Origin of the sequence: Paenibacillus naphthalenovorans (assembly GCF_001465255.1) — a bacterium.
GTDB lineage: Bacteria > Bacillota > Bacilli > Paenibacillales > NBRC-103111 > Paenibacillus_G > Paenibacillus_G naphthalenovorans.
In genome coordinates this window covers 87,877-100,512 of record NZ_CP013652.1, presented here as the reverse complement: position 1 = coordinate 100,512, position 12,636 = coordinate 87,877, and the positions used below count along the sequence as shown (strand labels likewise).

Here is a 12,636-nt window from a genome sequence, read left to right as displayed (position 1 = left end):
AAGCGCTATTTTTTAGTGCCCAGCTTGCCGCCGCCTTTGCCCTGCAGCGCCAACAGATTGGTGTCGTAAGAGAAGGTGAGCTGCGCCCGTTCCCGGCTCCGCTTGAGCGCGAGCTGGATCAGGTCGTCCGTCAGTTGCTCGAAATCCTTCCCTTTGGGCTGCCACAGGTAAAAGGAGAGCGAGCCCGGAATGGTGTTGATTTCATTAATATACACGCTGTTGGTGTTCTGATCGATCAAAAAATCGATCCGTGACACACCGCTGCAGCCCAGCTCCAGGAAGGTTTGCTTCGCCAGCTCCTGCACCCGGCGTGTGGTTTCCTCCCCGATCTCCGCCGGGATAATCCGGCTCGTACCGCCCATTCCTTTGGCGGCCTGGTTCATATATTTATCCTGGTAGCTCAGGATTTCGTCCGATTTCAGCACTTCTTCACACTCGGAAGCTTCCACATGCTCATAGTCGCCGATGACCGAACAGTTGACTTCCTTCAAATTGGTGACCATTTTCTCCACAATAATTCTGGGAGAATAGGATGACGCTGACTCTATCGCTTCGACCAGTTCTTCCCTGTCGTCCGCTTTCTGTATGCCGACACTGGACCCCAGGTTTGCCGGTTTTACGATCACGGGATAACCCAGCCTTTGCTCTACCAGCTCCACACACTCCTGCTGCGCGTCAAACCAACGTTTGCTGTAAAACCACACGTAATCGATCACCGGCAGACCGGCGCCGCGGACGATCGTTTTCATCATGATTTTGTCCATACCGACCGCAGAGGAGAGCACATCGCAGCCGACATAAGGGATCTTGTTCAAATCAAGCCAGCCCTGCAAGGACCCGTCCTCTCCATAGGTCCCGTGCGTGACCGGAAAGGCGACATGAATTTCATCGATGATTTTTTTGCGGAACAGCCCGGATGCGGCGTTGATCAGAAGATGCTTTCCTTCCTGATTCGTATGTAAAATCACTTGCTCGCTCTTTTTCAAGAGCTCCGGAAGCTGCTTGTAATTGTCGATATCCATCAGCCCTTCCCCGGTATACCAGTGCCCCTGCTTGTCGATATAAATCGGTACGGGCTCGTATTTATCCCGGTTCAACGCGTGAATAGCCTGCAGAGCGGATATGATGGATACCTCATGCTCTACCGACATGCCTCCGAACAAAACCCCTACTTTTACTTTCATTGCGAGTCCCCCATCATTCATTATAATTATCGGGCAGGTCATTCTCGAGCAGCACAATGCTTCCCTGTTCGGCTACAAGATGCATTTGCCTGAGCGCATCCTGAAGATCCCTGGCGATATACAGCCGCTCCTGCGGGTAGCCTGCTTCACGCAAGCCGTCCTGAATCGGCTTAGTTTGTTTCTGCCCGACCAGTATAATATAATCGCAGGCTCCCGCCGCATGAATGCCAAACTTGCGGTTAAGCTCATATTCCTGCTCCCCGAGCTCGATCATCCCCGGCGTAATCAGGATCCGTTTGCCCGGCATCTGGGCCAATACATCCAGAGCCGCTTTGGAACCGACCGGATTGGAATTGAAGCTGTCGTCCAGTATCGTGATTTTGTCGGATAATTTCTTGAGCTCCAGCCTGTGTTTTACCGGCTTGATCCGCTTCACGAGCAGCGCCAGTTTTTCCTCGGGAACCCCAAGCTCAAGGCTGACGGCCATGCTCAGAAGAAGGTTATAGATATTATGCTCGCCAAGCAGGCTCGTCTCACAGGCAAGAACCGATCCGTCCGGCTTCACGAGCTCGAACGCTGCGCCTTTGCCGGTGTATTGTATATTTTGGGCACGATAATCGACATCCTGCCGGTGAATTCCGATACTTACTTTTCTTGCCGCAATATTCCCGCGGTAGGATGCGATATTCTCGTCATCCATGTTCATAAACAGGATGCCGTCCGGCGGAAGACTCTCTCCAAGCTCGAATTTGGTCCGCTGCACATTCTCCAGTGTCTTGAACGTCTCCAAATGCTGGGGCCCGACGGCGGTCAGAATGCCGATCTTGGGACTGACCAGTTCGCACAGCTCGCGGATATCGCCGGTTTGCTTGGCCCCCATCTCGGTAATGAAAAACCGGTGCGTAGGACGCAGCATCGACCGGATCGTCTTGGTTACGCCCATCGGCGTATTGTAGCTTTCCGGCGTCACCAGCACCTCGTACACTTGACTGAGCAGTGTATTCAGAAAATGCTTCACGCTTGTTTTGCCATACGAACCGGTAATGCCGATCACCGTCAAATGCTTCATCTGCCGCACAATCTGCGCGGCATCGTTCAAATAGTAGCGGTTGATCCGGTTTTCGACAGGCAGGTTCATCGTATTGGCCAACAACACCACCATGTCGGACAGCAGCGCGACGGCGAACAACAAGATGAACGGTGCAAGGCTGTCTCCGGCGGATGCAAAGGTTAGGGAAACCGCCAAAGCCGCCGCTACCAGAACGCCAATCGTCACAAGCAGCCGCTTGACCCTGGCCGTATAGACCAGCTTCTTTTTCTCCTGTTTCCTGGGCCGCAGCCATATCAGCATCGCATATAGCAGCGTCCAAAGAATTAAACCAAGCACCGGCGCTTGGAACAGCAGGGCAGCAAAAGACAATAACGGAAGCCACTCTCTTAAGGACAGCCGTTCCTTCACGTGGCCTTTAAACCAGCCCATAAACCGCTCATTGCGGTAAGAATTCAATTGAAGCATATGTACGCCGTTTAGAAGACGCAGGACAGCATGCCCCAGCCATAACAGCGACGCTAACGCAAGAACAAGCTCAAACATGGCTGCCTCCCTTATCCTTCGCCAAAAAATGGTCTACGATGACGATGAACTCGCGGCCTTTTTCCAAATAGCAAAAATGACCGGCGTTCTTCAGCACGACCAGACCGGCATCCGGTATCATTTGTTCCATCAATTTTCCGTCCGCAACAGGGGTAGCCGTATCGTTCTCGCCCCAGATCAATAAGGTCGATGCCTTGATATGAGGAAGATGGTGCCGCAGATCCTCGTTGACGACTTTGGTCAGCGTCTGCTGCATTACGCCTGATGCATTCTTATAGTCGCTGGAGCCGAATTTGGCTCGCATCCGGTTCAATATGCGCTCCGAATACCGGTTTAGGCCCGGGAGCTTGAGCAATTGTTTGGCCGTTTTGAACGAATATACCTTTACATAATAATTCAGGCTGCGTTTCGGCTTGATTCCCGCGCTTCCGGTCAATATCATTTTCCTTACAGGATTCGCAGCGGCATATCGAATTGAGACCCTTCCGCCGAAGGAATGGCCGATCAGTATCGGATTATCGATCCCCATCGACTGTATGAATGAAGCGAGCAGATTCGTATATTCAGTAACCCCCCACGGCTCGGGAGGAGTATCGCTTTCTCCGAAGCCGGGAAAATCGAATGCATACACTTTAAAATGCCGGGATAAATGCTGCTGAATCGCATGAAAGGTTTGCAGATTGGTTCCCCAACCGTGCAGCATCACTACCTCATGCCCTGTGCCGACAACGGAATAATGGATGTCAAGCCCATTTATGTTTACTTTAGTCAACTCCATCAGCATCCTTATGTCTCAATGTCTCAAATAAAATAATCATAACACTCTCCGATATTTGTTATCAAGCCTCGCATGGCATCCGTGCAACTTTGAAACGCTTGAAAGACAAAGCATTCCGTATTGTATATGCGCAGACAAACTTGGCTTATGTCAGGTATACAAAAGAATCCCGTGCTTTACGTTTCCCCGTAAACGCCGAAAAAGAGCCGCAATGGCTCTTTTTCACAAGAATGGCTTTCATTTTTTGAAAAACTGCATCGAGCCGAACGCCTCCGTCAGCCGTTTCCACTGCGCATCGGTCTTGACGGCGTCGTTAATCCGGATCGTCACGGTATAAATCTTTCCGTTCTTTTCAAACACGTATTCGTTCAAGGTGTACGGAACATAAATTTGTTCAGTCCGTTATCGTGCTCGCTTTCGTAGCCGCTGAACCACAATTCGGGTGCTTCATCATCCATTTCTCCCCACCATTCATTTCATATCCTCTAATGATCATCAACAGTAATTTAAAAGGCTGTCGTGGGGAGACCACGACAGCCTGGTTCGTTCTTTGTTCCCTATCAGGCATCGGCAGCACAGCGAAAACCGATATTGCCCGTGGAACTATCCGGTGTATTTTTACTGCGCGCAGCGACTCTGTACCGGTTACAATACGATTTGTGGCACAAATAGGAACCTCCGCGCAGCACTTTTTCCTGACCCGTCGCCGGACCAAGCGGGTTAACAAGCGGGTCTGCCGTATGATTCGCAGCAAACCAATCCGAGCACCATTCCCATACGTTCCCGGAAACATTATATAATCCGTAACCGTTGGGTTTAAACGCATGGACAGGCGCGGTTCCCGCATACCCGTCGCTGCAGTTGTTTTTATCCGGAAACTTGCCCTGCCAAATATTGCAGCGATGCTCCCCATCCGGTTTGAGGACATCTCCCCACGGATAACGTTTTTGCACAAGACCTCCTCTTGCCGCGTACTCCCATTCCGCTTCGGTCGGCAGCCGTTTGCCGGCCCATTGGCAGTAGGCATTCGCATCATTCCAGGAAACATGGATCACCGGATGGTCCATGCGGTCATCAATGTGAGAATCCGGACCTTCCGGATGCTTCCAGCATGCGCCGTTCACAACCCACCACCAGGGGGTCTGCTGAACCGCTTGCGTCACACCTTTCGCCGTTTCGGCGGAAACGAACAAATGAAACACAAAGGACCAGCCAAAAACCTCCGCTTCCGTGCGATAACCGGTAGCATCGACAAATGCTTTAAATTCTGCATTGCTCACCGCGTAAGGATCGATATAAAAAGAATCCAGTCTAACCGAACGAACGGGGCCTTCGCCATCTTGGGCAAACCCTTCCTGATCCGCGGTTCCCATTAAAAATTCACCGCCGGGCAAATAAATCATGCCTTCTTTAGGATCTTTGGCCGAGCGTTTGCCCTGCAAGGGCAAAGAATGAGAATCCGGCTGGCCCGAAACCTCTCTGCCGGCCGTGCAGCAGCACGTTTTTTTCCATTCATTTCAATCCTCCTCCACCGTTCAACGGAGGTCTTATCCCTTCGGACGGCCATGACCGAATTCCGCAGGATGTCTCCGTTTTAGCTCTGTAATCGCATGACCGCGTCCTGTCTGTTCCAACCACTGCGCATACTTCGGCAAAAATCCTTTGGCATGATAAGGTCCTCCCTCTTTCATCACCGTCCAGAGCAGATCTGTATCGAAAGGCATCGTCTCCATCATGTGGTCATGCCACTCATTTAAATAATATACCGCATCTCGGCAAACTTGGCGATGCTCCGCAGCCAAATTCGTTTGCTCATAAGGATCGCTGTCGAGATCGAATAGCATCTCTTGATCGAATAAATGGTACCCGTCATGATACGTTCGGACATAGAGCCATGACCCGAAACGAACGCTTCTTTGGCAGACGTGCGCACATTGCGAAACGACCAGATAGTCGCGTCCCGCCTCCTGACCCTTCAGCAGGGAGGCTGCAATCCACGCCGGCAGAGGATCGCCGGCAAACGGATTGCCGAAATCTTCCGGGCATTGTGCTCAATCCAATTCAGTACGGCAGGCGTCACTTCCTCGGCCGATTCCATTCCGCATTTGCCGGTATTATGGATTTCATTGAAGCCTGCATAAAACGTCCAGGACGAATGCCGTTCCGCGAAAGGACTGACCAATACCGTCTTTAATCCAGCAGAAGCTATGTCGCATTAAAATATCATGGCAAACAAAAAAGGACTGCTGAGACATTCTCAACAGTCTGTTCTTTTAGTCCGAATTAATTTTTGATAAACATCTGTACCCACACGCCATTATAATAAGCCACTCCGATTTTGTTGAAGTTCGGGCTCATAATGTTTTGACGGTGTCCCGGACTGTTCATCCATGAATCCATTACCTCTTGCGGTGTTCTTTGCCCTTTGGCAATATTTTCACCCGCGTAGGTATAACGGATGCCATAAGAGCGCATCATATCAAAAGGAGACCCATAGGTAGGAGAATTATGGTCAAAATAGCCTTTTTCATACATGTCCTTTGCCTTGTCTAAAGCCACCTTCGTCAATGCACTGTCGCTGGCAAGCGGGCTTAAACCGGCTTTGGCACGTTCCTGGTTCACCAAATTTACCACTTGGCTGGCATAAGAAGACTGTGTCGTGCTGTCTGTTCCTGTTCCCTGCTGCGATCCGTTACCCGAACCGTAACCTGAGCCTGTACCGTAACCTGAGCCTGTACCGTAACCCGAACCTGTACCCGTTGACTTACCGGGAATATTAAGCACAATTCCTGGCCATATTAGATTTGGGTTAACCAATTGCGGATTCACCGTAATAAGCGATTTCAGGCTGATACCGTATTTCTGGGAGATCGCCCACAGGGTATCGTTGCTTGATACCGTGTGCGACGGAGCAGCTGAAACCGCGCCGGCGCCAATGATCGGGCCAAGTGCCAAAACACCTGTCAAAACCAACTTCTTAAAACCTTTCACTGCATTCCTCTCCTTTTTACGGCCTGCGAGGTTAGCTGACGGATTCGGGTCAAAGAGCAACCACCCGGCCACCATAGTGGCTTCACCCCAAGGATATGGGTTCCCCCGCGCTTACGAATTAAGCTTCGGCCTTTTTGATGTCGCATTCCTAAACAGGAACGGAAACCATTGTAACACGGATACAATGAGATTTCATGACACAAAGTTTACCAACTGTCCCCTAAGCTAGCGAATTTTTGAGAGAAACCCCCGGCGGCAGCACAGCTTCAACGCGGGCCCGCAGCATGGGCTGCCTGTGCAGCTCTGCACATAGAATGGCCACGATCCCCCGATCCTCACGGGAGCGAATCAATCGTCCCATCCCTTGCCGGAGCCTCAGCAGCATATAAGGCAGATCGACCTCTTCAAAAGGAGACTCCGCCGCTCTGCGTTTGGCCATAAAGACCGGATCTTGAGGCGGAAAAGGCAGCGACCATATGATGACATTGGACAAGGACGGCCCCGGTACGTCGAGTCCCTCCCACAAGCTGACGGCGCATAGAACACTCGTTTCGTCATGCTGAAAAGAAGCGATAAGATGGCTGATTTCCTGATCGCCTTCAAACAAGAAGCGCATTTTCCCGAAGAGTTCGGGATACGACGCAATCTCCCGTTTAAACCGCTGCAGTTCGGCTTTCGCCGGAAACAGCAGCAGCGCTCTTCCTTCCGTTCGTTCGAGCAGCGAGACAGCGGCCTCCATTTTCTCCGAAAATGTCCCGCCGGCAGACCAATGAGGCGCGATCGCTTCCATTTGCCGTTCGTATTCATATGGAGAGTCAACGGAAAAGGACAAATATTGCTCGATCCCGAGACTTTCCGCTACATAACGGAAGGAGCCCTCCACGGATAGTGTGGCCGATGAAAAAACGATAGGCATGTTCGAGCCAAACACCCGCTCCCGAAGCACTTCCTTGACGGTTCTCGGCATGATCACCAAAGCCGCTCCGCTCCCGCTTTCCGTCAACCAGCATACCAATGACTCCGATCGCTGGAAAAGACTCAATGCTTTCTGCATCATTTCAAGATGCTCTTCGACAATGCGGAGCTGATATTCATTCAAGGTGTGAAGACCGCTTTCAAACACGAGCTCTTCTTCAATCGCTGCAAGCACCGTCCGGAACCGGTGTATTTCCTGAAGCAGCCGATCGTCGAGCAGAAGCTCCTTCCGGTCCGAACCGGGAATCTCTCTGCTCCGGCGTCTTAACCAGTCAAACATCGTCTCGCTTTGCGCAATCGCCTCGTCAATGAGCACAGCCAATGATTCGCGTATTTCCCCCTGCAGCAGCCGGGTAATCAGTTCTTCAAACACGTCATGCTTTAATTTATAGGTCAGCGCCTTCTGCGCGGCAGATTCCAGCAAATGCCCTTCATCAAATACGACCGCACAGTGATCCGGCAGCAGCGGCAGCTGCCCTTCCCGCTTCCTGCTCTCATACGTCCACACATGCTCCATGTAAAAATCGTGCGAACAAATGATCAAATCGGCAGATCGGCGGTAATGCTCGCGGGAGAGCGTTTGCCCGCAGCGGTGCCTTTTGTCGCATACGAAGCAATCCTGGAAAGCATCCCAATTGATCTTGCTCCATTGCTCGTCATTCAAATGCGGATATTGCTTCCGGTCGCCGTAAGCATAAAACGATTGCAGGGTTTCATGAGAATGAACAAACCCGGGCAGCTCTTCGTATAATTGCTCGAACATTTCCGCATCCTCGTCCCTGAATCTTGCTTTGTCCAGCTTGACCAGACAAAGATACTGGTCCGCAGACTTCCCCAGCCTGGCGTCAACGGCCAGGCTCAGGTGCTTCGCCAGCTTTGCGATATCCCCTTCCGGCTTGACCAGTTGTTCAATTAAAGACTCGTCCGCACAGGCGATCACAGCCGGCTTTCGCATATAACGGGCGTAACAAATCGCATATAACAAATAAACAAGCGTTTTCCCCGTCCCCACTCCCGCCTCCGCAAAAATGGTTTGTTTCTCGGCAAACGCCCGTTCCAATTGGAAAGCCATATAAATCTGTTCATCGCGGACTTCGAAACCGGCTTCCGGCAGAATATCGTAAAAGACATCCGCTATCCATTCGCCGGCCTGCCGGATGAACGGTTGAGAATGATCATAAGTAAAAGGGTAACGCTCCACTATGATTTTGCCTCCATGATAATCAAAATCGAGAAGACTTTTCTTCCATATGACAACCCCATATTATCACACGGTCCCGGCAGATATGCAACAAAAAAACAGTCCAAACCTCCTATAAAAAAGGTTTGGACTGGTTTGGACTGCCGGATCAGGACATTACATGGCTATCTTCTGGTCCAGTTTGCCCTGTAAATGAACAAGTCTCATCAGAGCGGTTGCCGCTTGGGCTTTGGTCACTTCTCCCTGCGGATTGAACTTCCGGACGGAACCATCGAGCACACCCAGCTGAGTGATCAGCCAGACGGCGCCTTTCTCGGCAATGAGTTCCGAATCCTCGAAATTCAACTGCGGATTCTGCTGCAGTTGTTCCGCAAGCTTATTGTACTTGATCATTTGAGTCAGCAGAACCGCCAGCTTTTCCTTCGTTAGAGTTTCCTCCGGACGAAGCTGCGGCGTTTTCTTCGGATCAAGCCACTTCAACTGAACAAAAAGCTGGGCGGCTGCATAGTAAGGACTCTGCTCGTCGATATCTTCGAACGCCGGCTTGGCATTTCTGTCATAATAGGAATTCGCATAATGCGGATGTACCGCCTGAGACGCCATAAGAAGCCAATCGCCTAACGTGATCGTCTTATCAGGATGCAATTGGCCGCTTGAATCTGCGGATAAGATGTTGTGCCGGATCATCGTCTCCAAATCTTTCTGTGCCCAATGCCCCGCAATATCGACAGGCATTTCCACCGATCTTTCAACGGTGCTCACAGGATTGACGAAGGTAGCCCGCCACCGGCCGTTCGCCGCATCGATCACATAACCGTTTTTCGCACTGTCTTTGTACGTTTGTTGATAGACCAGCTTGATATCGGGCTCCACATATTGACTTTCCGTATAAAAACCGCCAAAGTTTTTGTACTGCAATTCCTGTGATATGCCCTCCAAAAAGATGGCTTCAGCCTGAGCTTTCGTTATATTCGCTGCAAGGGAAGCCGTACCCGCTTCCAATTGATCTGAACGCGTGCTCTGATAGCTCTTCAATTGGCCCTGGGCATCCAATATAATGCTCACGGAATCCCCTCCGACAGGGATCCCCTTATAGAATCGCTGGAATCGGAATCCAAAGGTTTGTTCATCTCCCGCCGGTGCGGCATACGGATCGGGGGACAGCCATTTTAATTCTTCCGACGCATTCGGATACAACTCGTTAATCAGAGCCAAAGCCTTCTTTTCGGCTTCAGCCTGAGAGATTGCAGCCGTTGTCTTCTCCGTATCCGGCTTTGGATTCGTCCATGGGGGAGCCATACGATCCACGCGGAACTCCAGAATTTGTCCGGTTCGCGCATCCACCACGGCGTTTGTTTGACCGCTATAAGGATAAGGACCGGCAGGCGCCGCTTCCATCCAGGTAATATTCCAAACCTTCTTATTCACGTCCGACCAATATGTATTAAGGCTCTGCGTGGATCTCGTGCGATTGCCCGGAATGGACGCCACTCGCTCGACAAGCTCCGCCGCCTGCTCACCTGTCAATAATTGGTTTTCGCCTTTGCCCGTTGTCACGGTAAACAGTTTATCCGTCTTTTGAATGTCTTTATATTGAACCTTTTCAGGCTGAACGACTGCACCCGTGAAGTTAATGTATTCACCGGTTAGTGCATCGATACTTAAGTCGGCATAAAAAGGCTGCACCCAACCGAGAAACCAGCTCTTGCCCTTGAAATTCGGCTGATTCACCGGGACATACTGCAGGGTTAAATCCCTTAGGGGCACGAACTTCTTGGCGGCCTCTTCCGGGGTGATGGCGGGCTCAGGAGATGGATAATCGGCAGTAACCACGTTCCGGTAATAGCCTGTGACCTCTCCGTTGCCGTTGATCGTTACTGAAATATGTCCCCCGGGATGGGCCAATCCATGAACTAAAGTGGTAAAAGAAAATTCATACTGCACCGGACCGAAAAGCGCCTGATTGGTGTATGGAGACTGGTCCACGGGCTTCAGGCTGTCAAGCGATAAGGTCGGTGAAGCTTTCTGAATAAATGCTTTGGCCAGCCCCAGCGCCTCTTCTTTGGAAACCTTCGGCGGATAATACGCTTCATTGCCCTCATCCGTCGGGAAATGCAGATGGGTTTGCAGAAGATCGCCGGTGATCGAGTCGACTTTACTGTCGAAGCCGTAGCTGCTGTTGCCGAATGTAATCTGCCAGCCGATGGTCCAAACGTTCTGATATTGGGGAGGATACGAGTGGGAATCTCCAAGCTCCACACGTACCGGCTGCGCATCCTGCAATTTCGGAAAAAGTTTTCTCACGATGGCGACCGCTTCATCCTTCGTAATCTTGGCCTCCGCTTTCATCTGTTTTGCTTCCTTGGCAGCAGAAGGTGCAGTTCCGGAGGAAGCATTAAAACCGCTGACGGAAGCTGCAGCCGCCGAACTGGTGCCCGTACTGATCTCGTTCGCATGAGCCGTTAACGGAAGAAGACTTAAGCTGAGCGCGGACAGCATCACCAGCTTGCCTTTGAATCTCCCGCGATGGGGCCGTCGATTCATCCCTATCACACTCCGTATTTGTTATTTTTTCAATGGCTTTCTGAAATCTATTTACGCAATCCGTTCCAAAAAGTTCCGAAATTGCATGATTTTATATTAAGTCTATGTCATGCTTCATGTTGATTCGGGAGAATACATTGAGCCTGCCTTGTTCCAGACAAAATAGCAATCTAAAAGAAACCGTATAATTGGTTAGGAGATATAATAGCAATAAAAAAATCCCTTAACATAGGCAGCTGTTAAAGGATTGAATAAACGGAGTTTTTGCTTTGTAATTATTTTCCTAAAAGCGATAAAACGCCGCGAACGACCAATGTTCCTCCAAAAACGATGACGGCCAGAGAGCCGACTACGTCGAGGATTGTATTTAAACCGGACAGTGCTGTGATTTCTTCTACCGGCACTTTAATCAGTGCATATCCACCTATCAACCCGCCTACATAGGTCAGAAATTTATCCATATATCCCACCTCCTATGTTTTATAGAAATATCATATGATCAGGAGATTTATATGGTTCTAGACCTGTGTATCGATTACAACGGCAGATTGTAAAAGCGCCGTGTATTTTCGAATAACACCATCGCTGCTTCTTGTTCCGGCATTCCCTTCAGCATAGATATTTGCCTAATGGATTCACGAATCATACGCGGATGGGTCGTTTGACCCTCGAATACGCCTCGAAAAGGCCACGGACCGTCCGTTTCCACCATCAGAAGTTCGAGCGGGTACGCACGAACCACCGCTTGAATCTCCGGCTTGTATACCACATCAGGCGTTACCGAAACGTAATAGCCTCTCTTCATCATCCTTGCCATTGTCTTCCCGCTTCCCTTGAACCAGTGGAAATGAGCTTTCTCTGCTCCTTGCTTCTCTAGCAAATCGCATACCCTCTCCGCATCCTCATATACGGCATGCAGCACCACCGGTTTATCCAGCCGGACAGCCAACTGAACAAAGCGTTCCAACAGAAGCAAATAGGGCTCATCATTGAAATGCTCGCCTCTGTTCTCCGCCGCTTTACGCATGTAATAGGGAAGTCCGATCTCGCCGATCGCCACCATTTCATCCCGGTGCCGATCCATCCATTCGAATAAATTTTCCATATCTTCTTCGGCAGGCGGCGCCTGCTCCGGATGATAGCCGAATGCGGGAAAAACAGCATGCGGGAGCTGACGCTTCAACCGGAGATTGCGCAGGCACGATTCCGCATTCATCGAAACCGTCAGCAGCCCTTGAATCCGATATAAATCACAGGATTGAAGCAGTTTCTCCAGCACCGCCGGTTCATATAAATCCAAATGCACGTGAGCATCAATGATAGGATACATGGTTCATCCAACTCCAATATGGGAGAGTTCTTACAAGCA

9 protein-coding genes, 2 pseudogenes and 1 riboswitch are annotated in these 12,636 nt (G+C 50.6%); all 11 genes and pseudogenes read right to left on the bottom strand.

The window, feature by feature from the left end; all coding sequences use genetic code 11:
* Window positions 1-5: 5 nt before the first annotated feature.
* Window positions 6-1,184 (bottom strand): D-alanine--D-alanine ligase family protein, encoded by a 1,179-nt coding sequence (locus IJ22_RS00485; RefSeq protein WP_062406398.1) that lies wholly within the window; start codon window positions 1,182-1,184, stop codon window positions 6-8.
* Between the two features lie 13 nt (window positions 1,185-1,197).
* Window positions 1,198-2,778 (bottom strand): UDP-N-acetylmuramoyl-tripeptide--D-alanyl-D-alanine ligase, encoded by a 1,581-nt coding sequence (locus IJ22_RS00480; RefSeq protein WP_062406397.1) that lies wholly within the window; start codon window positions 2,776-2,778, stop codon window positions 1,198-1,200.
* A complete protein-coding gene (locus tag IJ22_RS00475) occupies window positions 2,771-3,550 on the bottom strand; it encodes an alpha/beta fold hydrolase (protein WP_235594226.1) in 780 nt (259 codons plus the stop codon). Before IJ22_RS00475 ends, IJ22_RS00480 begins: the two co-directional genes overlap by 8 nt.
* A gap of 243 nt (window positions 3,551-3,793) precedes the next feature.
* A complete protein-coding gene (locus IJ22_RS26960; protein ID WP_256380579.1) occupies window positions 3,794-3,928 on the bottom strand; it encodes a hypothetical protein in 135 nt (44 codons plus the stop codon).
* 188 nt (window positions 3,929-4,116) lie between these two features.
* Window positions 4,117-5,052, bottom strand: a pseudogene (locus tag IJ22_RS00470) (formylglycine-generating enzyme family protein); the annotation flags it as partial.
* Between the two features lie 51 nt (window positions 5,053-5,103).
* A pseudogene (locus tag IJ22_RS25505) lies at window positions 5,104-5,756 on the bottom strand (sulfatase); the annotation flags it as partial.
* Window positions 5,757-5,839: 83 nt separating this feature from the next.
* Window positions 5,840-6,547 carry a CAP domain-containing protein gene (locus IJ22_RS00450; protein ID WP_062406394.1) on the bottom strand — a complete coding sequence of 236 codons (708 nt, stop codon included), beginning with the start codon at window positions 6,545-6,547 and terminating at the stop codon, window positions 5,840-5,842.
* A gap of 5 nt (window positions 6,548-6,552) precedes the next feature.
* A riboswitch (cyclic di-AMP (ydaO/yuaA leader) is annotated at window positions 6,553-6,688 on the bottom strand.
* A gap of 79 nt (window positions 6,689-6,767) precedes the next feature.
* Window positions 6,768-8,723 carry an ATP-dependent DNA helicase gene (locus IJ22_RS00445; protein ID WP_062406392.1) on the bottom strand — a complete coding sequence of 652 codons (1,956 nt, stop codon included), beginning with the start codon at window positions 8,721-8,723 and terminating at the stop codon, window positions 6,768-6,770.
* A gap of 156 nt (window positions 8,724-8,879) precedes the next feature.
* Window positions 8,880-11,267, bottom strand: a complete 2,388-nt coding sequence (locus IJ22_RS00440; RefSeq protein ID WP_062406390.1) for a YcdB/YcdC domain-containing protein — start codon at window positions 11,265-11,267, stop codon at window positions 8,880-8,882.
* A 275-nt stretch (window positions 11,268-11,542) separates the two neighbouring features.
* Window positions 11,543-11,728 (bottom strand): hypothetical protein, encoded by a 186-nt coding sequence (locus IJ22_RS00435; protein ID WP_054817590.1) that lies wholly within the window; start codon window positions 11,726-11,728, stop codon window positions 11,543-11,545.
* Between the two features lie 74 nt (window positions 11,729-11,802).
* Window positions 11,803-12,597, bottom strand: coding sequence for a TatD family hydrolase (locus IJ22_RS00430; protein ID WP_062406388.1), 795 nt, complete (start codon window positions 12,595-12,597; stop codon window positions 11,803-11,805).
* Window positions 12,598-12,636 lie beyond the last annotated feature (39 nt).